The following is a 19,526-nucleotide window of genomic DNA, read 5'->3' as shown; positions in this document are numbered from 1 at the left end:
GTGACGGTGGTCGGCGCGGTGATGGTTGCCTGCAATGCGGCGGCGTACCACGCGGTGGCGCTCTCCGCCGACGAGCTGGCGGGTCAGTGGCGTAGCCGGGAAGGGACGCTCTTGGCCTTCCGAGCGGACAGCACCTTCACCGGAGAGGACGTGGCCCGGCTGTCGGCGATGAAGTCCTGCGGAGGCGGCGTCTCCCAGTCGTCCTCCGGCAAGTGGACCTTTGGCAGCGCCGGCGAGGCGGCGGAGAGCGGGGCCATCCTGAGCCTCACGTTCCCCGATACCGACTGCAGGGTCTTCGTCTGGCTCTTCGGCGACGTGGACGACCCCGTCATGTGCGCGCCCGACGGTGATCCGGACGCCGGTTGCGAGTACGACGAATACCTGAACCGCGTCGCGCCCGCTCCCCCGGGAACGGAACCTCAGTTCCGGCAGGAGCGGCGGTGACGCTGGCGGTCGAGGCGCCCGCGAACCTGCCGGCGGTCAGGTCTGGTAGGGGTGGAGAGTGACGCATGCCGATGCGACGCGGATCTCCACCCAGGACTCGTCCACGCCGCTGGGAACCGGTGATGCCAGATCGAACAGCACCGGCCAGTGGCTCACCTGGAGGCAGGCCGCACCGTCCTCCGTGAGGCGGAGCAGGCCTCGCATGATCACCCAGTCGCCTTCCTGGCGTAGTTCCGCCTCGGCGAAGGAGGCCGGCCGGGTGTTCCGGCCCCAGTGGATGTCCTCGTCGACGGTCCATTCGACGAGGTGCTGGCCATCCGCCTCCTGCGGATCACCGCCCCAGCACACCACAGCGGCCCCGACGGGGGTGTGAACCTGAACCGTCATGGAGTCGTGCGAGTCCTGTGGCAGGCCCTGGGTGCGGACGAACATCACCCCATCATCCACGACGTGGTGTGGCGCCCTGGTGGTCACGAACGTGGCCGGAGCATGTCCCGCGGACACCCCCGTACGAGGTCCAGATCATCCCCGCGGACGCGGGAGCGGCAGTGCTTCATGAGCAGCCCAGGTCCCGTGAAGGGTTCATCCCCGCGCGGGCGGGGCGCATCAAGTTCTGCTCTGCGTGGATCGCGATGCACGGTTCATCCCCCAGGTGCTGGGGGTCGTGCCTACTGGACAGGTCCCGTAGCCGTCGCCCAGGGTTCATCCCCGCGCGAGCGGGAGCGGGTGTGGCAGTTGTAACTCTAGGGGCGCAGGCGGTGTCTCTGGGGAGCGACAGCCGGGATTGGGGGCTGATAGATCAAGGGTTGTCCGCAGATCGCCCCGAGATGCGAGCCGGCACGAGACGCGGTCGCCTCGTGTGGTGGAGTGCAGCTGCCGCGAGCGCGGGCCGGCGGATATAGTGAGGGCACCTACTGTTACTCAGGCGCTGAAGGCCCCCCACCTTGGTGGAGGGCCTTCAGTCATTTCGGGCATCTGCCCAGGTCAGGCGACCTGGAGCTTCGGGCGGCCCGTGGGGGCCGGCGGGGTCTGGTGGTACGTCGGGAGCTTCAGGTTGGGGAGGTCCCCCGCCTGGATGCGGGCAAGGGCGGAGCGGAACGCGGCCTCCATGTCCTCCGGGCTCTCGTACTTGGCCGCCAGCGGGTGGAGGCGGTACGAGTTGCCGTTGCGCTCCTCGCTGCGGGGCCGCAGCACGATGTTCAGGTCGCAGAGCGGCGCCATGAGTCCGCTGACGGCCTGGGGCGTGACCCCGTACTCGGCGGCCATGTCCTTCTGCCGTACCGGAAGGGTCCCGCCGAAGTCGCTGCGGGACACCAGGTACTGAAGGAACTTGACCGCGGACCCTGACAGCGGCAGGGCCCAGATGCGCTCCGCGACGATCGGAGACATGACGTTAGCCATGAGACGGCCTTCCTCGTGAGTCGTCGCCCGTACGCGGGCCTGGCAGCGCTATCACCCGGTTCGTTTCCTTCCCCCACGGTAGGCGCTTTCCTCGACCCCGAAGTCGAGTTCCAGCTCCTCCTGGTGGGCCCCCTCCGGACCCACCGCGTACGGGAACGCACCGGGGTCGTGCTCGTGGCGGTCGGCGATCTCGGCGAGAACGTCGTGCTGGGCCGTGCTGCTGCCCTGGAACCACAGCCGTACGTTGATCTGGATCCGGCCGTTGCCGACCTTCTCCACCCAGTTGTAGCCGCACAACGCCTGCACAGCACGGTTCACCGTCGAGCGCGTGATCATCTTGCCGCCCTTCTGGGCGGCGATGGTGTTGAGCCCGTCCGTGATCTCCTGCTGCGTGTACTGGGCGATGCCGGTGCCAGGCACCTGGCCGCCGGCGACGAACAGGAAGACGCACAGCTGGGACTTGGTGATGCTGTTCGCGACGGCGAGCTGGGCCAGGAGCTGGGTGAACCAGTTGCTGGCCAGGCTGTAGCCGGCGCCTCCGGCCATGTCGTGCACGGCCTTCGGGTCCGCCGCGTACTCAAAGTGGACTCCCTTGAGCCGGCGTCGCCCACTGGGATCGGCGGTGCTGGCCACCTTCTCCCCGAGCTGCTGGCCCAGCACGGCCAGGATGTCTCCGAACTCGGCGTCGTCCCCCGCGGGAGCAGGGGCCGGGACCGGCCGGGGCCCGCGCCGGCGACGGGCGGGCGGATCAGATGTCACAGGACCTCCTTGTTACTCAGGCGGTCCGAGACTATCCAAAAAATCAACCTGTGCTTGTCTTTTGGGGGTGTCGGCACGCCGTGAGGTGCCTGCGAACCGGGTCCTGTTCGAACGTGGCCTCAAAAGTACACGGTGGCTGAAGTTTTTCTGCGCCCATGCGGCAAAAGTCCACGGCTCCTTGATTTTGTGTGTCGTGATGGGCGCACACATGGCAAGGGCATGACAGTCGAATCTGACTGTCTGTCACTCGCAACACGACGCTCTGACCTGCGGCGGGCCGAGCGCCCTGGGCGCTCGCGAAAAGTACAGCGCTGCTTGATTTTTCGGCGAAATGTGCTCGCCAGGTACACATTTCACGAGGCCAAATGTGTCCTGGGGGACACATAGGGTGCGGCAAACCTGCAGGTCAGCGGCTCGCCGCGGCGCGGCTCTCTTACTACAAGAGCAACCCTGGTCGAGGCGGTAACCGACCCTCCCACCTAGGTGCACCGCGCTGCCCACACCTGAGCTGTGTCCTGGGGGACACAACCACTCCTGCCAGCGACGCCGAGGACCCCCCCGGCATCAGCAGGACACACGAGGACAGTTGCAACCCACCGACCTGTCTCGACCTGCACCACAGAAAGTCAGCCACGACGATGGCCGCACCCGGACGAGCAGGTGCATGGCACCGCAACCAGTTCCCGGCCTCAGCCACGCTGATGCTTTGTAGCCCCCCGGCAAAGCGTCAGCCGCGCACCGCGCTCAACCCACCCATCGGGGCACCGCAAGCCCGCCAGGGCTGAGGAGCTACCGACCTGGCGCGTTCGTGTGTGCCTTGCAACAGGGCACCACCAGACTTCACATCGCGACGCGGCAGTAAGGTCCCTGGTCGTGGGGATATCAATGTTGTCGCGCAGGGGCCTGGGCCGTCCGCCGCGGATGCCTGTCAACTGTCATGGTGACTACCACGTTCTGGGCACGGCACGGATGGTGTTGCACACGCCCCGAGATCACCTGGACTTGGAAATGGGATGGGCTACTGCGGCGGACGCAGAGGCTCAGCGATGGCTTGGATACCGCCCCGACTTCGTCGTCGACGACTCAACTGCTCAGCACCTTCTTTCGATCGACGACAGCAATCGCCGCGCGCGACTGCGCGCCTTCCCTTCCGATTCGCGTCGCTGGCTGACCTTGCCCTTTGTGCCCGAGGACTACCTCCCACGGATCCCGTTGCTGGCCATTGAAAGGGTGAGCGGTCGTCCCGTGGGCCTCAGCATGGTCACCCTGGGCACACAGACCGTCGGCCTCCACATCGCCCCGTCCTACAGGCGAAGGGGCCTGGGCCACGAGCTTGCCGAGGCAACCGCCCTGCTCGCCCATACACACCTCGGACTGGAGGTTGTGCGGGCGGGCACCGACAAGTCGCATGACCACTGTCGCGGAGCGCTCAGCGCCGCAGGCTTCGTCCCATGCAATGGCCCGGCTCAGCACACTCTTCCTGACGGGAGAGTCAGCGACTCTGTCTGGTACCAGCACGAAATGAGGGAGACCTCTCGCTGCGGCACACGCCGGCCTGCGTCAGCGAACACTCCCTAGACGAGGAGTCTGATGGCAGGGGACTGCACTTCGGTGGCGAGGGGCTCCGTGCAGTGGGTGCAGACGATGTTCCGGGGGCGGATGGCGTTGCTCTGGATGCTGAATGTTCCGGCCTGCTGTGACTCGGGGCAGTAGTAGCCGGCGTACAGGCGGACCCAATTCGTCAGCGCAGTCCCCGCTTGGTCCCGTTTTGCGTCGTGGAACGGCGCCCACCACCTGTCGACCAGCAAGCGGAGGGCCAGGGTGTCCCTGCCCTGCGTGACATCGAAGCCGCTGATGCGTGCCGGGGCGGGGTGCGCTGTTCTGCGGTTGCCCGTGCAGACCCCTGGTTCCTCTCCGTAGGAGAGAGACGTGGTCCGCCCTGTGCGTTCGCAGATGAAGCAGTCCAGGCTGACCTCGACCCTCTTCTGCCAGTGGACGTTGTGGAAGGGGCCGGTCGAGGGACGGTCCGTCAGTTCGACAGCTATCTCAAGGCTTCGCAGCACTAGGTGATCTTGTCAGGCGGATGACCAGCCCGAGAGGCCCGGACGCGACTGGGCAAGACATGCGACCACACCCACATTCGGGGCAAATCAACCTAGACCCCGGCAGGTTGTGCTGGCGCGCCTCTTCGCCTTTGGCCTTGAAGGTTAGTAAGGTACCCGCATGACCGCTCCATACGATCCGGAAGTCAGGGAAAAGGTAGTCGCCAAGCTGCCGGCGTCCCTGCGGCAGGAACTCAAGGTCCGCGCAGCGCAGTTGGGTGTGGACATCCAGGACGCCGTCACCGAGGGCATCCACGCCTGGCGTGCCGACGCATCCGCGGCGACGCCGGTGGACACCTCGGGTGCCGCCTCCTTCTCCACGTACCTCCCGACCGGTCTCTACGGGGACTTCAAGGAGGACTGCCGGGTACGGGAGGTCGCGTACAACCAGGGCGTCGCCCAGTCGATCCGGCTGTGGCTGGACACCCACCCCTCCCCCGCCGGGCGGCGACGGCCGGCCAACGAGGGCGCGCGCCGGATCGTCGTCTGCAACCAGAAGGGCGGCGTGGGCAAGAGCGCCATCAGCAACGGGCTCTCCCAGGCCCTTGCCGAGACCGGTGCCCGCGTCTGCGTCATCGACTTCGACCCCCAGGGCCACCTGACCCGCCACCTCGGCGCCGAGATGCTGGGCATCAAGGAGCCCAGCCTTGCCAAGCACATGCTCGGGGAGAACGAGGGCCGGATCCGCGAGCTGCTCGTGCCCATCGAGCACGGGGTGTTCGCCGGGCGCCTCTTCCTCCTGCCGTCCTGCAAGGACGCGTTCCTCCTCGACGCCAGGCTCGCGACCACGCGCCACGTGCGGACGAAGGAGACGGCCCTGGAGAAGGCGCTGGAGGAGCTTGAGCAGGAGTTCGACTACATCGTCGTCGACTGCCCGCCGAGCCTCGGGTACACCATGGACACCGCGCTCTACTACGCGCGGACCCGCGAGGGTGAGGCCGAGCGGACCTCCGGGATCATCGTCCCGGTCCAGGCCGAGGACACGTCCGCGGACGCCTACGACATGCTGAGCGAGCAGATCGAGGACCTGGTCGACGACCTCGACATCGAGATCGCCCAGCTCGGCTTCGTCGTGAACCTCTACGACAGCCGCAAGGGCTTCGTCGTCACCTCCTCCCTGAACAGCTGGAAGGAGTTCGGCGACCCGCCGGTCATCACCGTGATCGCCGATCTGAAGGAGCAGCGGGAAGCGGTCCGCGTGAAGCTGCCGCTGCTGCACTACGCGCCCGACTGCGAGCAGTCCGAGGCAATGCGCGAGATTGCCCGGAGGATCGCGGCATGAGCAAGAGCGATCTGCTGGGAACGGGTGCCGCGTTCAGCAACGCCCGGCGGGCCGGCGGCCGGAGCGAGCGGGGCCGGGCCAAGGCCATAGCGCAGGGCGACGTACCGGCGTACGAGCTGATCCGCGTCCCGCTCGACCAGGTGTCCCCCACTCCCCTCAACCCGCGCCGGAACTTCGGCACGGACGAGGAGAAGACCCGCTTCGGCGAGGAGCTGCGCGAGGCGCAGCTCTCCGCCTGTGTCGTCGTCAGCCGCACCGCCTACCTCTCGCTGTGGCCGGACCACGAGTCCCGGATCGGGACGGCCGCGTACGTCCTCATCAACGGCGAGCGGCGCTTCCGCAGCGCCCTGCACGTGGGGCTGGAGACGCTGGACTTCGTCGTGCGCGACGAGCTGGCCGGCTCGCGTGCCGACTTCATCGACCACCTCCTCGCCGAGAACCTCGAGCGCGAGGACTTCGATGTCATCGAGCGTGCTCGCGGTGTGCAGCAGCTGGTGGACACGTGCGTGGAGGAGGGCAGGGAGCACGGGGCGAAGTCACGGGCCGCCGAGCGGCTGGGCCGGTCGCCCTCGTGGATCACCAACCAGCTGGTGCTGCTGACCCTCCCGGAAAAGATCCAGGAGATGCTCAGCGCCGGCGAGCTGCCGGAGCGGGACGGGCGGATGCTCGCGCGCGTGGCCAAGGACCGGCCGGGGGCCGACAGCTCGGAGCTGCTGGAGGTGCTCAAGGAGAGCAAGGTCCAGGAAGCCCAGGTCAGGGCGGCGCAGCGGGAGATGCTGCGCGAGGCCCAGCAGTCGGGGCTCGCGCCTGCGCAGGCCGCGGCCGACCTCACCGAGCGAGTGCCTGAGGCGTCGGAGCCGGAGCCGGAGCTCCAGCCGGAGCCGCCCCGACTTTTGTCCGCGGACAAAAGTCGGCCGGAGGCGACGGCCGTGGAGAAGGCTCCCTCGGTGCCGCGGACGGAGCCGGTCCCGCGGACGTCGGCCGTCGCCAGGCCGGTAACGGCGACCCCGTCGGAGACCGTCATTCCCTCCCAGGGACGCGGCGCCGGGACGGGCGCTGTCGTCTGGGAGGACCCCCAGGCCGTCCACGACGCGATCCTGGCGAACATGTCCGGCGAACACCTGGAGCAGCTGACGATGCTGCTGATCGAGAGCAGCCAGAGCTGATTCGCAATGCTGACGGGCCCACCGCGATCATCCGCGGTGGGCCCGTCAGCGTTTGCGGCCTCCCTGCCAGGACGTGGGGCACGTCCCGCCTCCCCACGCCCGCCCACCCAACGGTGCCGTCGGCATCCGGGGTTACCGTGTGGGTACGCCCACTGGATCAAGACGTTATGGGGGCGACGGGCATGGGATTGCCCGCGCAGCCGCCTCCTCAGGAAGGCGACCGGCTCCATGTCTGCGTCCTCGACGCGACCCGCGAACCGTACCCGCGCTTCAGCGCCCTGCAGAGGGACATCGACACCGCCCGCCGACTGCGCCGTGACGCCTAGGTATGGCCGCCTCCACGACGACGACGGCGACTGGGAGTTGAGGAGCCGTACCACTATGACCTGGAGTGACCTGGTGGCGAACCGCGCTGGCGTGCTCTTCCCCCTCTACGACGAGCTGCCTCCGCTGACCGGGGTCCGGCTGCGGTCGGTGAACCTCGACGGCTGGGCACCGACCGTCACGCTGCGGCTGGACCTGCCGCAACTGGCCGTTGAGTCCGGCCATCTCGCGGAGGGCTTCGCCGTCGTGGCCGTCGGTCAGCCCCTGCGCCGCCCACCACGGTGTCCGCGCGGACACCCGGCCGAGCACGAACCGCGCGGCAACATCGTGTGGTGACGGCACGGAGGTGCTGGAGAACGGCTTCTCAGCGATCATCGTCGTGCTCCTGCGCGTCATCGAGTTCGCGGAGGGTGTCGGTGTAGTACCGGCGGCGTTCGGCGATGAGTGTGGTGACGTCGTCGTCCGTCACCTGTGCAAGTTCCTGGAGGTGCCCCAGCAGATTGTCCTCTTGTTCGTGGCCGGAGCCGGCGACGTAGGCAACCGTGAGGGTCGTTCCTCCCCCCGCGAGCAGCAGCTGGTGGGGCAGGCCGCACCATGTGTCGAAGCTGGTGGTGATGGCCTGCCACAGGTGCCAAATGTCATCGGGTCGGCGGTGCTCGGCGAGCAGGAGCGCGGCGGTCTCGATCGTGTGGCTGAAGCCCCAGCAGTGGCGGTGGAACCGTGTCTCCTGCTCCAGTAGGAAGCGGGCGAAGTCGTGGTCGACCGGTCCCGGGCTGAGGATGAGCGCGTCCAGGACGTCCCTGCGGTCCTTCCACCACGGGTCAAGTGGCAGGCCGGCAGCATCGTGGGCTGCTTCGAACTGCAGGAGGTCCCAGCGCTCGGAGTCCTCTGTCCACCAGGCGGGCCCGAGGGCGTCGTCCTTGGACGTGTGGGCAACCGTTTCGTCAGGAATGGCGATCTCCCTCTTCGCGGGGTGTTCCGGCCTGCGTCTGCGACAAGGCGATGCGACGCCGCGCGAGATCGACATCAATGATCTTCACGGTAAGGGCGTCGCCGACCGCGACGACAACGGGGGCCGACTCATCCAGCTCGCTGGTGTGCACGAGCCCTTCGAAGCCGTCCTCTCGGTCTTCGATGCGGACGAAGACGCCGAACGGGAGGATCTTGGTGACCGGTCCGGTGACCACCTGTCCGAGCCGCTGCGCGACGTGCGGCCACGGGTCCTCCTGCACCGCTCGCAGCGACAGCGGTACCCGTTCCCAGACCATGTCGACGTCGAGGACTTCAGCCGCGATCTCCTGGCCGATGCTGACGACGTCGGATGGGTGGCTGAAGGGACGCCAGGACAGCTCCGGAATGTTGATCATCGCGGTGAAGCCGCCGATGTCCACGAAGGTGACGCCGAAGGTGGCGATGGAGGTCACCGTGCCGGTGACGACCTGGCCGCGCCTGAGGGTCTTCAGGAAGGCCCAGTCCCGGTCGCTGGGTGTCGGCTTGGTCTGCCAGCGGGCGCGGAGAACACCGTCGCCGTCGGGCAGTACAGCGGTGAAAAACGGGAGATCTTCACCTGCATACATGGATACGACGCCGGCAGCACGTGCGCTGGCGAGCTGGGAGGCCACTTCCTGGAACTGGGTCTCGTCCACGACCGTGCTCGTGATCTGCCCGTCCTGGTCTTCCCAGACGACCTCCACCAAACCTTCGTCGGGTAGAGAGGCCACAGCCGTGTCGACGTCGGTGAGCAGGTCCGGCCAGACCGCCAGCTGGGAGCGCGGGGCCAGCCGGGAGCGCACGGTCTCGATGTTGTCGCGGGTCAGGCGGTGCCACCGGGAGGCGTTAGTGGCGAAGACCTCCTCCAGGAACACGGTGCGGTGGGCACTGACGGTCCAGCGCAGGCGGGCCCAGAAGTCGGCGTCGGCCGGGCGCTGCACGTACGCGGGGTCGTCGGGGGCGAAGTCGTACGGCGATGCGTCCAGGCGTTCGGGGAACAGGCCGAGCGCGCGGGTGCGAGTCAGCGCGGCTTCGCAGGGCAGGCTGCTGCCGATGTAGAGGTACTGGTCCCAGCCGACGTGCACCGTGAACGCGCCCTCCGCCTCCAGGCGGCACCAGGCGCCGTTGTCGCGGAGCATCGCTCGGACGAGTTCCACGCCGACACCGATCGGCACCAGTGCCCCATCGTGGAACCCGGCGGGGCCGACGGGCAGGAGGTCGGCCAGGCCGTAGCCGTCGACCGGTGGTTCGAGGCCGAAGTGGGCGAAGCCTCCGAGCTGCGGCTCGCGGATGGTCAGCTGGTCGACACCGCTGTCTTCGGCGAAGGCGGCGACGGCCTGCAGGTAGGCGGTTTCGACCGGCCCGTGGTCGCTGGTCGTGTCCTCAGTGCCGGCGTAGTGGCCGTGCTGGTCGCGGTCGGCGGGGTCGTACTTGGTGACCTGATAAACGTAGGGCAGCACGTCACTGCCCACCGGGAGTCGACGGCGTGGCAGCGTTCTGGTGGCGTTCAAGGACGCGGTAGACCGTGGCGCGGCTGACGGAGAAGGGCTCGGCGAGGTCGGCGAGGGTGTGTTCGCCGGACTGGTGCTGCTGGGCCAGGTGGCTCTGCTGGCGGGCGGTGAGCTTGGGCTGTTTCCCCGTGAGGTTGCCGTTGGCCCGCGCCACCGCCATGCCTTCACGGGTGCGCAGGGAGCCGGGCCGGTCGCGGTTGGTGCCGGTGAGCCCGTGGCCGAGATAGATGCACTCGTCGGCGGCGCCGAGGCCGAGCAGGATGCTGTGCTCGGCGGTGAGGTCTTGTTCGTCGAGCGAACACTTGGCGTAGCCGATGGACTCATTCACGGCCTCAAATGTACGGATAGCCCCCGCTCAGCGTACAGATCATCGGACACGCCAAATGAGACACCGTCAGCGAAGGTCGACCATCCCGACCGAGCAAGATCAAGATTGTCCGGTGAGGGTTCTTCTAACGCACGCTGACGGACGAAGCGCCCAGCAGGCGTCAGGACCCGGGGAGGTTGATGAGGTACCCCTCGCTGGAATCCCCGCGCATGGAGCGCGCCAGCTCGGAGACGTGCTTTGCCTGGGCGGCAGAGAGGCGCCGCGCCTCCCACAGCAGAGCCGCAGCATCGGCCACCTCAGGGGCCGGAGGCGGTGGTACCCCCAGCAGGGCTGCGAAATTCGGCACCAAGCGGGGCGTCAGCTCCTCCGCATGCTCCAGTACCGCAATCTGGGCTGGACTGCGACCGTCGCCGATCACACCGTAGGTGGCCGCCGACAGGTATGTGGGTGTCACCACCGCCAGGAGCTGCGCCGTGCCATCGACGCCCGAGAACTGGCCGGGCTGACGGGCGTCCAACTGCGTGAGGTTCCGCGCGCGAGGTGTCGCTCCGGCCGACCGGAGACGGCTTCCTCACCGTCTCCGTGGCCGGGCCGCACCGCGCGATGGAGTTCACCGCGGCCGCCGTCACCCTCGCAGACCCGGGAGTCCAGCTCCAGGGCAGTCCGTAACCGCTCCGCGGAGACCTTCGCGCCGTTTCGACTTTTGTCCGCGGACAAAAGTCTGCCCCCTGCCGGTCCGCCGAGAGGCCTTCAGGTCGGCTGCTCTTCCCTGTGGGGCCGGTGGATGGCGCATTCCTCCGGCCGCGGTGCGGGGATGCCCGCGCGCGGGGTCGGCGCCAAAGGCAGCGACCAGGCCGTGCGGACGCTGTCGATCAGCATGCGGGCGCTGTACGGGGAGATGCCCAGCTCGCGGCGTGCCTCCGCGAGTCGTTCGGGGTCGCCGGCCGCGCCTTGCTCCGCGGCCCGCCTCGTCCGGCGTTCCAGCCCTTCGGTGCTGAAGATGTCGAGGAGCGTCATGGAGAAGTACACGTACGCGGAGGCCTCTTCGATGATCTCCCGGGCGCCGTCGAGCAGGGCGGGGCGCGTCGTGGTGTCCGCCGGATCTGCGGCTCCGTGGAAGGCGAACCGCTCCAGGGAGGTGCGTAGCCTCTGCCCGATGCACTGGCACGGCTCGCGTACGTCCCGGACGAGGGAGCGGAACGTGGTGAGGACGTTGCTCGTCTCGGGGGTCCAGGGGTGCTTGCTGACCAGGATCCCGAAGCCCGCCAGGGTCTCCGACAGCTCCTTCATGATGAGGTGCCGGGAGATGTCGGTCAGCTCGAACGACCCGGCCTTCTCCTGCATCTCCCTGATCTGGAGCCCGTACCGGAGCAGGTCCCGCAGCACTCCCCCGGACAGGGCATGGGCCAGGGTGGCGTAGGGCCCGGTCAGGGTCTTGGCACGCTCGACGAGGATGCGCCGGGACTCCTTCAGAGTGCTGGGCTGTACGTGGATGACGTCGTCGAGGGAGCTGTCGGTCACGTCGCGGTGCGGCAGCCCACGACGGGTGAAGGCGGCGCCGACGTCCTCGGAGACCGCGATCAGGTAGTACACGTGCGGAACCCCCAGGATCGCCTTGATCTCGGCGAGGAAGGCACGGGCCTGGGCCTCCGAGCCCAGCCGGTCCACCTCGTCGATCGCGATCACGACGTCGTCGCCCTTCCTCTCCTCCTCGTGAGCGATCTGGGCCAGCAGCTCCCTGAAGTCCTCGACCAGTTCCGGAAAGTTCAGCGGGACCGTGGAGACGGAGGTGGCGTGCGAAGTGCCCAGACTCAGCACCTGAGAAGCGCCGGAGGTGAGGGTGTGCCCTGAGGTCTGGACCGTCTGGAGCCGGTAGAGGTGATCGCGGCACCGGGTCACCAGAAGGGAGTCCGCAGGCCGGGGCTTCCAGTCCGTGCTGAACAACAAACACCCGACGACAAGGATGGCGAGGCGGAGCGGGTTCTGCGCGTCCGCGAGGAGCCGGGACACATACGGATCGCTGAGGAGGTAGACGAGAAGGCCGGTGCCCGTGACCGCGGCCAGCCGCTCGAACGCCTGCTTGACCGGGAGCTTCCAGGTGCCCAATTGGAATTCTTCCTCCGACTCGCTCGCAGCGAGACAGAGACCGAACAGGAACAGCAGGACGAACGCAGTGAGGATCGTTCCCGCGGGAATCGCCTCGAGCAGGGGCTGTAGCTGTTGCCTGTCGTTGATCACGTCCATGATGCAGACGTAGATCAGGGCGGACCCGAGTCCTGCTCTCACCACCCACCACAGCAGCCCCGTCAGCTGACGCCATCCGGTGCTGCGGCGCAAGGCCCACCAGGCGATCCCCACGACGGCGACCGTCACGCTCGCCGCAGTCGATCGTCCCTGCCAGATGTCCGTGGCGTCGTCACGCACTCCTCCGGCCCACTCACCGAGTACGCCGGTCACAGAACCGGCGTACTCGGTGAACAGGCTGCGGACGGAGTGTCCGAGCCCGAGTGAGAGCAGTGCGGCGGCAGGCAGCGCGAAGGCGCTCCACCGTGCCAGGCGCCGCGTTCCGGCCGTCAGGCTTCGGGTGAGCCGTACGAGGGGGGACAGCCTCACGAACTCGGGGACCTTGCGGTCGCGCTTCCGCAGGTACGTCTCGCACAGCCGCACCGACAGAGCCAGCAGGAAGTCCTGCGGCGTGTACGTCGCGGGTGCCTGCGCGAGTATCCCGAAGCCGGCCTTCTCGACGCAGGCTCGAAGCAACGTCGACTTGCCCGAACCTCGGGGGCCGCAGACGGCGATCGTCCCGTACTCCGTCTGCGACAGCTTCTTCCGCAGCTGCAGCCAGGCCTCCGTGTCCACCAGATAGCCGGGCTCCTGCAGGGCGCGCAGTCCCAGGAAGTCGTCGGGGAGCAGTACGGAGTCGGGGTCGTCCCCCAGCATGCGCCGGGCCACGGCAGGTACGGATTGGTCCGTGACTTCGCGCAGGGCCTCGCCCCACTGCACGGCCCGCCGGCCCAGGTGGATGCGTTGTACCGCCCAGATCACGGCCCAGCCGCCGGCCAGCAGGCACTGCCTCAGGTTGAACCATGCCGCCGTACCCCGGTGGTAGAGGAAGGCGAACGTAGCCGCTGTCACGACAAGAGCTGTCCCCAGTGCCGGCAGGCCGTTGGACAGGAGCAGGGCCGGGACGGCGACGAGGATCAGGGCCCAGACTGCGCGCCAGTCCCACTCGCTCTCGGCCGCCGTGTTCGCGTGCCGCTGCCTGACCTCCGTCAGGTCGGTGACTGCCCTGTCGAAGGCGCGACGGGGTTCCTCCTCGCACTGGTCCATGACCCAGTTCCGGTAGGAAGGCCGGTGCATTCGGGTTCGTACCGTCACGCGAGTGACTCCGGGGCGCCTTCCCAGGAGCTGCGCCGTCTCGGGCCTGCCCAGCGAGGCCTTCACACACCGCTGGTAGATCGCGTCGGCGTCCGGTGCCAGGAAGTGTTCGGCCCTGGCCAGCCAAGGAGTGATCCGCGCGCGTAGTAATGGCAGCATCCTGTGACGCCCTCCCCCGAACCGCTGAAACCCGCGGATCGTAGTGCTTCGTGCCGACTGCGCGTACGCGTCCCGGGGCCCCGACTTTTGTCCGCGGACAAAAGTCGGGGCCCCGGGACGACTCGCGTCAGCGGGTCAGGACGAGCCCGCAGCTGTACGCACGGGCGTGGCCGAGGCCGTTGGACAGGACGCCCACCAGGGTTTCCGGGTCGGTGACCGTCAGCGAGCCGCGGATTTCCGCGCGGGCCACGCGCAGGCCCTTGTGCGGGGCGGGGCTGGTGACCGTGGGGAGCATGCGGATGCCCAGGGCGTCAGGGTCGGCGGTGGCGCCGATGCGGGCCACTCCGTCCTCGGACGTCGCCGGTTCGCCCTCGGCCTGGAGGCGGCGCAGGAACCAGTTCTTCACGTGCTCCGGTGTGGTGTGGGGGACGCGGGTGCCGCGGACCTTCTCCTCCGCCGGCCGGCCCGAGGGCCTGCTGCGGGTGGGGTTCACGACCGTACGGAAGCCCAGGACGTCGCCGGTCCTGATGGTGCGGTCCACGGTGATGGTGTGCGGCCTGCCGGTGAGGGCGTTGCGCGGGATGCGGCCCCAGTCCCCCGGTACGCGCGACTGCACGACCAGGACCAGGGCCGCCGCCTTCAGGTCCACCGACCAGGTCGACAGGACGCCCATCTGGGAGCGGGCGGTGGGGTCGCCGTCCTCGACCCAGCCGCGGAACCCGCTCATGACCGTGCGGTGCATGTCCTGGGCGTCCACGAGGGACTTCGCGACGTACGGGTGGCGGGCGTCCAGCGTGAGGACGGTGTGGGTGGCGACGAACCGGGCCGTCGCGGTGCGGGTGCTGGTCACGGGATGATGTCCCATTCGTCGGCGGTGGGGGCGATGGTGACCCGCGTACGGGTCTCCCACCGCGTGGTGTGCTGTCGGCGCCCCGAGTCGAAGCTGACCGGCTGGTCGTTCACGGGGGTGGCGCCCGGCGTGCCGGGCGGCGCCTGGAGCCAGGCCCAGGGGCGGCGCCCGGACGGTGCGGGCTCCTCCGCGCCGGGGAGCAGCCGCTTCGCGGCGAAGGCCTCCGCGAGGGTGCCGGGGAGAATTCCGGCCGCGATGGTGCCGGAGGGCGGGCAGGACTTCCGGCCGAGCCAGAGCAGCTGCTTCGGGTGCTCCAGGGCGTGGGCGATCTCCTCCAGCAGGCCCCGGTCGTCGTGCTGGAGTCCGGCGAGGAAGGCGGCGTCCGAGAGGTACCAGCGCTCGGTGATCAGCGCCGTACGGGAGACCTGCTCGGAGACGAGGGCGCCGGACACCGGGTCGGCGGCGATCTTCTTCGGTGCCCCGTACCAGCCCGCGAGTTCGTGGTGGCCGAAGGCGTCCCCCTCCCCCGCCTCCAGGCTCTTCGAGACGGCGGCCGCGCGCCGGTGGTCGGTGATGAGGTCGCGCGGCCGCAGTGGGTACCGGCCGGCGCCGACGGAGTGGTAGTCCCGTACCGGAGTGCCGGGATGGTCCGCCCGGACGCCGAAGACGATCTCGGCGAGGTCGTCCACCGGGTCGGTGCGGTCCCGGCCGAGGGCCGCCGCGCACAGTCCGATGACCGCCGACTTTGTGGGCCGGCTGTGGGTGTCGCGGCGCGAGAAGCGGGACACCGCCCCCCAGGACTGCAAGGGGGCGGCGAGCCGTACGAGCAGGACGTGCGTCACGCCGTCAGCCCCCCGACGGAGGTCACCGGGGTCGCACCGCGCGTCTTCAGCTCGCCGAGGAGGACGTCGATCTCGGGGTCGTACGTCAGCACGCGCCCGGACCGGATGTCGGGGCGGCGGTCGCTGACGAAGGCGTGGTGGGCCAGCAGCCGCCTGACCGCGGCCGGGCCGGCGGGGCCTTCGCCGCCCTTCTCCAGGGGGTTCTCGTCGATGGGGCGCTGGAAGGCGGCCGCGTAGTTGTAGGGCCGCTCCCCCTCGAAGGCGAGGACGAGGGCGGGCAGCGATCCGGTGGAGGCCGTGGAGTTCCGCTTCGCCTCGGGGAACGCGTCGACGAAGGCGTTCACGAACTCCGTCTCGGCCGCGGCCGCCGCCTCGTCGGCCTCCACGGCGGTCATGCCGGCGGCCTGGAGGTTCCTGCGGAGCCGGACGCGGTCCAGTACCGCGTGCCGGTAGAAGGTGCCGGTGATCAGCGACTGGTAGCCGGTCATGCCGGCGCCGGAGTCGTCGGCGGCGTCGAGGAAGTCCAGGGCGTTGCGCTTCCGGTCGAGCTTGGCGTCGTCGGCCGCCGCGTAGAAGTCGTCGACCTGCTCCGCCTCGTGCACGGTGAAGGCGTGGCTGCTCTGGACGGCGCCGTCGACGTTGGGCGAGTCGGCGATCTCGGCCAGGAAGCGCCCGTACAGCGCGATGTCGATGGCGTCGCGCGGCGCGAGGGCGGTGAGCACGGCGGCGCGGGTCCCGGACGGCAGCGGGTGCAGGGACTTCGCCTCCGTGCCGCCCTCTGCGCTCTCGCCCTCGGCGGCGTCGGCCGCCTTCCGGGCACCCCTCTTCGGCTTGGCGGCGGCCGCCTGTGCCGCCAGGTAGTCCGACGCCCAGGCACGGACCGCTTCGTCCTGCTCCGCGATGTGCGCCGCGATACGGGTGCCCGCGTCGGACGGCGCGAAGAGCAGCACCTTGGTCAGGTTGGCCACGGTCTTCTTGGCCGGGTCGCCGAACTTCAGGCCGGTGGCTTCGAGGACCGCGCGGGCAGTCCGTACCGCCTCGTCCATCTCCCAGCCGTGCTCGGCGACCAGGGCGCGCGCCGTGACCAGCGCCCACTCGCGGGTACGGGTGCCCGTGGCGTGGCCGGCCAGGGCTCCGACGCCCGCGTTGGCGCGGTCCCGCGCGTGGACCCGCTCGGCCCGGCGGCGGGCCTGGCTCGTGATCATGTGGCGCTCGGCCCCGCCGTACACGATCGACTTCGGCGAGCCGTTCTCGTCCCGTACGGGCAGCACGGCGACGAGGGTCTCCAGCAGGTGGAGCGAGAGGAACGGGCTGCCGGTGAAGACGGAGTCGCTGGTCACTGGGTGGTGCCCTTCTGGATCGTGTCGGTGGCCGGGGCGCTCGCGGCGGTGATGCTGCGGGTGCTCTTGGACCGGGAGGGAGGCGTGTGGAAGGCGACGGCCCAGTGGTAGGGGATCCGTGCCTTGCGGTCGTTCCACCGGGTGAGGTCGTCGGCGAGCTGGGACCAGGAGGGTGGCGGCTGGTCGCAGGCGCGCAGCCGGGCGACCGCGTGCTGGAGGTGGCGCCAGGGGATCCGCCGGCTGGCCACGATCCGGTCGATCAGGCGGGCGGCTCCCGGGTCGTCGGGTCCGCGGCCGACGCCGCTGCCGATCCTGCGGGCCGCGTCGCCGAGGGTTCCGGTGGCCTTCGGGGGCCTGGACAGGCCCCGGTGGTAGACGGCGAAGAGGAAGGCGACCTGCTCGTACACCTCGCGCTGGTCCGGGTTGAACCAGCCGGCGCGGATGTGGGTGTTGGTCCGTACGCGGGGACGGCGCAGCTGGGCGAGGTCCCCGTAGTTCCGGGTGTGCACGAGCGAGGCGAGCCAGTCGGCGAGGCGCTCGCTGGGCTGCTTCTCCTCCCATGCGCGGTACGTCGCGTCGTCGGCCGGATCGGCTGGGGTGCGGCGTCCCCGTCCCGGAGCGTCCTGGGAACTTTCGGTCTCGGTGCTCACACCGTCTCCCTCTGGAATTCCGCCGGGGCCTTGGGGCCCACCAGCTCTTCGTCGAAACGCCGCAGGGCTGCGGCCCGGGCCTGGGCGCCGCGGGAGTTCCTCGGCAGCGAGTCGAGGCACTCGGTGAGGAACTGCCTGGCCGCGGTGGCGAGGGTGGCGGCGTAGTCGCGGAGTGACTCCGGTACGGGCTCGCCGGCGGCGGTCTCGTCCAGCAGGAGGTAGAAGGGCTCCTTGGCCGCCTCCCAGTGCTTCCACCGCACGTCGAAGCGGGCGATCTGGCCGGCCTTGTCCGCAGGCTTGGGGTTCGGGTAGGCGATCGGCCAGGCCGCGTACGCCGCCTTGCTGAGGCAGGTGGCGACGTGCTCGGCGATCAGCGAACCGCCCTTGGACGCTTCGTGGAGCTCGGGCGCCAGGCCGGGGGCGAAGGGGTAGGTGCCGAAGACCCAGGTGACGGCGGTCGTCTGCTTGGCGACGAGGCCGACGGCCCAGAGGTGGATGGGGCGGGCCGGGGCCTGGTTCGCTCGGCGGCCGGAGGCTGCCTTGGGGAGGAGCGCGAGACGTCCGTAGAGGTCCATGCCCTTGTTCACGAAGCCGGGGGCGTCGGCGTCCATGACCGCGGCGTAGAGCGCGTGGGCGTCGCGCCACATGGCGCGGGAGGCCGACGCCCAGAGGGGCTTCTTCTTCTCGTCCTCGACGTCCTTGGCGTACACGGCGTCCTGGAGGTGGTGCTGTTCCAGGGCGAGCAGCTCGCCCGCGGCCATCAGCACGCGGTCGACGGCGCTGCCGTCAGGCGTGGGACGCATCAGGATCGAGCGGCCGAGGTAGCTGTGGAGGTCTGCCGGACCGCTCACGGCGCGGCCGGGAGGCTTCTTCTTGAAGCCCCGGCGTTCTTGGGTGCCGGCGGTCCAGGAGCGGTTGAACTCCCCGGGCGGACCGGCGGTCGGCGTCAGATTGAGCCGGAGGGTCTCGCCGAGGGTGGCGCCGAGGGCGACCACGCGGATGCGGGCGTTGAGCCGGCCGGTGGCCAGGTTGGTGATGGTGGGGCCGAGCGTGTCGCTGCAGCCGGATATCCGGGCCCGGCCGGCGAGGCCGTACACGTGCTGCGTGAGCAGGGCGCGGAAGGCGTCGGCGACGGGTAACGGCGCCGGGTGGTCGAGGTGGTGGTGGTCGAAGAACTGGTTGTAGTCGCCGACGTGCTCGATCACCAGCTGCGCGGGGCCGGCGCCGCGCTCGTCGAGGTAGGGCGCGAGGAGCGAGCTCTGGCCGAGCGGCTCGGTGGGGTGGAAGAGGTCCCACTCGTCGTCGGGCTGGCCGGCGAGCCAGGCGGCCGCCCGGTCGAGCGGATGCCGCTCCTCGACCCACGTCCGCCACTCCGCGGCGTCGGCGGGGTACGTGCCGGACGCGTAGCAGATGGCCAGCAGGTACTCGAGGAGGGCGACCTTCTCGCCCGGGGTGCCGGCGCTCAGGTCGAGCAGCTCGTCGGCCTCCCGTAAGAGCCCGACCAGGCCCCGCTCGACCCTGTCCCCCTTGAGTGTCAGTGCCTCGGCGCATGCTTGGCGCCGGGGGTCCCAGCGGGGGGGTATCGCTCCCGGCGGGTGGGTGTGTGTTTCAGCCAAGGTGCATCGATCGCTCTCTAGTCTCCACGGTTCCTTGGTGGAATGAGCCAGGAAGCTAGCACGAAGTGAGTGGGAGTATGAGAGGTTTGGGCTGACTCAACTGCCTTGTGTGCTTGGTGAGTTGGTGTGCTTGGCGTGAGGGGACAGGTCATGGCGCTGCCCCCTTTTGCACCCCGCTCTTCGGGGATGAACCCCAGTGGCGGGACCACATGGGCGGATTCGCGCCCTGCCCCGCGTCGGCGGGGATGAACCGAAGGAAGGCCCCCGTGGCCCGACGACTGCGGCCTGCTCCCGCAGCCTGCGGGGATGACCCAAAGGCCGACGACCTCCTGGACACGGTCAACGACTGCTCCCCGCGCGCGGGGATGAACCCACGCCCAGAAA

The 19,526-nt window shown here is 69.5% G+C and carries 20 protein-coding genes; 6 read left to right on the top strand and 14 right to left on the bottom strand.

Annotated features, from left to right (window positions below; translation table 11 throughout):
- Positions 1 to 444 carry a hypothetical protein gene (locus ACIF6F_RS30695; protein WP_399954143.1) on the top strand — a complete coding sequence of 148 codons (444 nt, stop codon included), beginning with the start codon at positions 1 to 3 and terminating at the stop codon, positions 442 to 444.
- Between the two features lie 36 nt (positions 445 to 480).
- Here ACIF6F_RS30695 and ACIF6F_RS30690 read toward each other — a convergent pair whose 3' ends face one another.
- The 4 genes from ACIF6F_RS30690 to ACIF6F_RS30675 all read right to left on the bottom strand — a co-directional run bounded on the left by ACIF6F_RS30690 (position 481) and on the right by ACIF6F_RS30675 (position 4,667).
- Positions 481 to 876, bottom strand: a complete 396-nt coding sequence (locus ACIF6F_RS30690) for a hypothetical protein (RefSeq protein WP_399954140.1) — start codon at positions 874 to 876, stop codon at positions 481 to 483.
- Positions 877 to 1,428: 552 nt separating this feature from the next.
- Entirely contained in the window at positions 1,429 to 1,845 is a 417-nt protein-coding gene (locus ACIF6F_RS30685) for a hypothetical protein (protein WP_399954137.1), read from the bottom strand.
- A gap of 51 nt (positions 1,846 to 1,896) precedes the next feature.
- The gene (locus ACIF6F_RS30680; RefSeq protein WP_399954134.1) at positions 1,897 to 2,604 is read right to left on the bottom strand and encodes a hypothetical protein; all 708 of its coding nucleotides are present in this window, start codon (positions 2,602 to 2,604) and stop codon (positions 1,897 to 1,899) included.
- Between the two features lie 1,574 nt (positions 2,605 to 4,178).
- A complete protein-coding gene (locus ACIF6F_RS30675; RefSeq protein ID WP_399954131.1) occupies positions 4,179 to 4,667 on the bottom strand; it encodes a hypothetical protein in 489 nt (162 codons plus the stop codon).
- Between the two features lie 160 nt (positions 4,668 to 4,827).
- Between ACIF6F_RS30675 and ACIF6F_RS30670 the strand changes: the two genes are divergently transcribed.
- The 4 genes from ACIF6F_RS30670 (at position 4,828) to ACIF6F_RS30655 (ending at position 7,814) form a co-directional block, all read left to right on the top strand.
- On the top strand, positions 4,828 to 5,988 hold the full coding sequence (locus ACIF6F_RS30670; RefSeq protein ID WP_399954127.1) for a ParA family protein: 1,161 nt from the start codon (positions 4,828 to 4,830) through the stop codon (positions 5,986 to 5,988).
- Positions 5,985 to 7,154 carry a ParB/RepB/Spo0J family partition protein gene (locus ACIF6F_RS30665; RefSeq protein ID WP_399954124.1) on the top strand — a complete coding sequence of 390 codons (1,170 nt, stop codon included), beginning with the start codon at positions 5,985 to 5,987 and terminating at the stop codon, positions 7,152 to 7,154. The genes ACIF6F_RS30670 and ACIF6F_RS30665 overlap by 4 nt, the downstream gene beginning before the upstream one ends.
- Positions 7,155 to 7,336: 182 nt before the next feature.
- Positions 7,337 to 7,480: a hypothetical protein gene (locus tag ACIF6F_RS30660; protein WP_399954121.1), complete on the top strand. Its 144-nt coding sequence runs from the start codon at positions 7,337 to 7,339 to the stop codon at positions 7,478 to 7,480.
- Between the two features lie 55 nt (positions 7,481 to 7,535).
- Positions 7,536 to 7,814, top strand: coding sequence for a hypothetical protein (locus tag ACIF6F_RS30655; protein WP_399954118.1), 279 nt, complete (start codon positions 7,536 to 7,538; stop codon positions 7,812 to 7,814).
- Positions 7,815 to 7,842: 28 nt separating this feature from the next.
- Here ACIF6F_RS30655 and ACIF6F_RS30650 read toward each other — a convergent pair whose 3' ends face one another.
- From ACIF6F_RS30650 to ACIF6F_RS30635, 4 genes are all read right to left on the bottom strand, one after another.
- Positions 7,843 to 8,505: a hypothetical protein gene (locus tag ACIF6F_RS30650; protein ID WP_399954115.1), complete on the bottom strand. Its 663-nt coding sequence runs from the start codon at positions 8,503 to 8,505 to the stop codon at positions 7,843 to 7,845.
- Positions 8,423 to 9,928, bottom strand: coding sequence for a S1 RNA-binding domain-containing protein (locus ACIF6F_RS30645; protein ID WP_399954112.1), 1,506 nt, complete (start codon positions 9,926 to 9,928; stop codon positions 8,423 to 8,425). The genes ACIF6F_RS30650 and ACIF6F_RS30645 overlap by 83 nt, the downstream gene beginning before the upstream one ends.
- A 1-nt stretch (position 9,929) precedes the next feature.
- A complete protein-coding gene (locus ACIF6F_RS30640; RefSeq protein WP_399954109.1) occupies positions 9,930 to 10,307 on the bottom strand; it encodes a helix-turn-helix domain-containing protein in 378 nt (125 codons plus the stop codon).
- A 160-nt stretch (positions 10,308 to 10,467) separates the two neighbouring features.
- Positions 10,468 to 10,824, bottom strand: a complete 357-nt coding sequence (locus ACIF6F_RS30635; protein WP_399954106.1) for a hypothetical protein — start codon at positions 10,822 to 10,824, stop codon at positions 10,468 to 10,470.
- A 23-nt stretch (positions 10,825 to 10,847) separates the two neighbouring features.
- Between ACIF6F_RS30635 and ACIF6F_RS30630 the strand changes: the two genes are divergently transcribed.
- A complete protein-coding gene (locus ACIF6F_RS30630; protein ID WP_399954103.1) occupies positions 10,848 to 10,976 on the top strand; it encodes a hypothetical protein in 129 nt (42 codons plus the stop codon).
- 81 nt (positions 10,977 to 11,057) lie between these two features.
- Here ACIF6F_RS30630 and ACIF6F_RS30625 read toward each other — a convergent pair whose 3' ends face one another.
- From ACIF6F_RS30625 to ACIF6F_RS30600, 6 genes are all read right to left on the bottom strand, one after another.
- The gene (locus tag ACIF6F_RS30625; protein ID WP_399954101.1) at positions 11,058 to 13,637 is read right to left on the bottom strand and encodes a hypothetical protein; all 2,580 of its coding nucleotides are present in this window, start codon (positions 13,635 to 13,637) and stop codon (positions 11,058 to 11,060) included.
- Positions 13,638 to 13,971: 334 nt separating this feature from the next.
- On the bottom strand, positions 13,972 to 14,694 hold the full coding sequence (locus tag ACIF6F_RS30620; protein ID WP_399954098.1) for a type I-E CRISPR-associated protein Cas6/Cse3/CasE: 723 nt from the start codon (positions 14,692 to 14,694) through the stop codon (positions 13,972 to 13,974).
- Positions 14,691 to 15,536: a type I-E CRISPR-associated protein Cas5/CasD gene (gene cas5e, locus ACIF6F_RS30615; protein ID WP_399954095.1), complete on the bottom strand. Its 846-nt coding sequence runs from the start codon at positions 15,534 to 15,536 to the stop codon at positions 14,691 to 14,693. Before cas5e ends, ACIF6F_RS30620 begins: the two co-directional genes overlap by 4 nt.
- The gene (locus ACIF6F_RS30610; protein ID WP_399954092.1) at positions 15,533 to 16,876 is read right to left on the bottom strand and encodes a type I-E CRISPR-associated protein Cas7/Cse4/CasC; all 1,344 of its coding nucleotides are present in this window, start codon (positions 16,874 to 16,876) and stop codon (positions 15,533 to 15,535) included. The genes cas5e and ACIF6F_RS30610 overlap by 4 nt, the downstream gene beginning before the upstream one ends.
- Positions 16,873 to 17,526 (bottom strand): type I-E CRISPR-associated protein Cse2/CasB, encoded by a 654-nt coding sequence (casB, locus tag ACIF6F_RS30605; protein WP_399954089.1) that lies wholly within the window; start codon positions 17,524 to 17,526, stop codon positions 16,873 to 16,875. Before casB ends, ACIF6F_RS30610 begins: the two co-directional genes overlap by 4 nt.
- Positions 17,523 to 19,142 (bottom strand): type I-E CRISPR-associated protein Cse1/CasA, encoded by a 1,620-nt coding sequence (locus ACIF6F_RS30600; protein ID WP_399954086.1) that lies wholly within the window; start codon positions 19,140 to 19,142, stop codon positions 17,523 to 17,525. The genes casB and ACIF6F_RS30600 overlap by 4 nt, the downstream gene beginning before the upstream one ends.
- Positions 19,143 to 19,526: the final 384 nt, after the last annotated feature.

Source organism: Streptomyces sp. NPDC086023 (assembly GCF_044540325.1).
GTDB lineage: Bacteria > Actinomycetota > Actinomycetes > Streptomycetales > Streptomycetaceae > Streptomyces.
Note: the sequence above shows the minus strand (reverse complement) of the source record. Positions and strands in the feature narration are given on the sequence as shown.

Coding starts and splice junctions, on each gene's coding strand:
- ACIF6F_RS30660 (WP_399954121.1), top strand. CDS start 7,337: ATGGGATTGCCCGCGCAGCCGCCTCCTCAGGAAGGCGACCGGCTCCAT.
- ACIF6F_RS30655 (WP_399954118.1), top strand. CDS start 7,536: ATGACCTGGAGTGACCTGGTGGCGAACCGCGCTGGCGTGCTCTTCCCC.
- ACIF6F_RS30650 (WP_399954115.1), bottom strand. CDS start 8,505: ATGTCGATCTCGCGCGGCGTCGCATCGCCTTGTCGCAGACGCAGGCCG.
- ACIF6F_RS30685 (WP_399954137.1), bottom strand. CDS start 1,845: ATGGCTAACGTCATGTCTCCGATCGTCGCGGAGCGCATCTGGGCCCTG.
- ACIF6F_RS30625 (WP_399954101.1), bottom strand. CDS start 13,637: ATGGACCAGTGCGAGGAGGAACCCCGTCGCGCCTTCGACAGGGCAGTC.
- ACIF6F_RS30670 (WP_399954127.1), top strand. CDS start 4,828: ATGACCGCTCCATACGATCCGGAAGTCAGGGAAAAGGTAGTCGCCAAG.
- ACIF6F_RS30665 (WP_399954124.1), top strand. CDS start 5,985: ATGAGCAAGAGCGATCTGCTGGGAACGGGTGCCGCGTTCAGCAACGCC.
- ACIF6F_RS30690 (WP_399954140.1), bottom strand. CDS start 876: ATGTTCGTCCGCACCCAGGGCCTGCCACAGGACTCGCACGACTCCATG.